Consider the following 1,024-nt stretch of genomic DNA (forward strand, 5'->3'; position numbering starts at 1 on the left):
GGTACTCAAACAAGCGGGTGAGGACCTGGCGACCAAGCTAAAAACCTATGTCGGCGTGCGTGATATCCAAGACGACCTACCCTTTGGTAAAAACCAATTTATCTACTCACTTACGCCTCTGGGAGAAGCGCTTGGCTTCACCGTCTCGGATGTTGGCAGACAATTACGAGCGGCCTTCGACGGCCAGCTTTTACAAGTATTCTATGACGAGAATGAAGAGATCGAGGTTCGGATTATTCTTCCCGATGAAGAGCGCAACTACTCTCGTATTCTCGACAACTTCCCTCTCGTTACACCCTCTGGTGATATTGCTCAGCTAAGCAATGTCGTCACCTTGACCCATAGAAAAGGCTTAGAACTGGTTAGGCATACTGAAGGTAAGCTTGGTCTGCACGTCACCGCCAGCGTTAACCCCGACTTAAATAAATTCGGGGTTTCTTATATCGCGAGCGTCTGGTGTTAAAAGTTCTACGTGAACGGAAGCATATTGTTCACCCGTGGAGTAGTTCTGGCCACCATCGAAGCTGGCCTGGTTAATCCTAAGAACACTATGAACGACCAGGCTATCAGCATCGCCCATGCGTTGTTCCTTGGCGAATTTTGCATCGGCTTGTTGCAAGGCTTGCTCCATGTTAAGGCCGAACTCGCGTACTTTTTCAGGCGGTGTTCCTGAAGCAAACTTAACGTTGCCAAGTAATATATGGCTTTCAGGTTGGGGGAAGAAGTCTGACTTGACCCGGCCCGAGGCAATCAGAGTGATACTGACAGCCAGGATCGCGACGGATAGACAAAGAATAACGCCTCGATTCTCGATCGATTTTTCGGATAAAGGGCGGAAGAAATTATCCCGAAAGCGATTAAAACCTTGATCGATTTTTTCCCGATATGAACCCGCTGCATTGGCTTTAAAGGAGCGCTTAAAGGAATGATTTAAATGACCTGGTAAGACGAGAAAGCACTCAATTACAGAGGCGATAATGACACAGATAATTACTAGTGGAATGTCGAACAGAATGTTGCCGAT

1 protein-coding gene and 1 pseudogene are annotated in these 1,024 nt (G+C 47.4%); one reads left to right on the forward strand and one right to left on the reverse strand.

Translation table 11 applies throughout. From position 1 onward, the window contains the following. Positions 1 to 463 (forward strand): efflux RND transporter permease subunit (locus A3757_RS01085; protein ID WP_197469625.1); only part of this gene is annotated, 463 nt, incomplete at its 5' end. Here A3757_RS01085 and A3757_RS26045 read toward each other — a convergent pair. Beyond that, positions 419 to 1,024 (reverse strand): annotated as a pseudogene (locus A3757_RS26045) (efflux RND transporter permease subunit); the annotation flags it as partial. The gene A3757_RS01085 and the pseudogene A3757_RS26045 overlap by 45 nt on opposite strands.

Source organism: Oleiphilus sp. HI0117 (assembly GCF_001635235.1).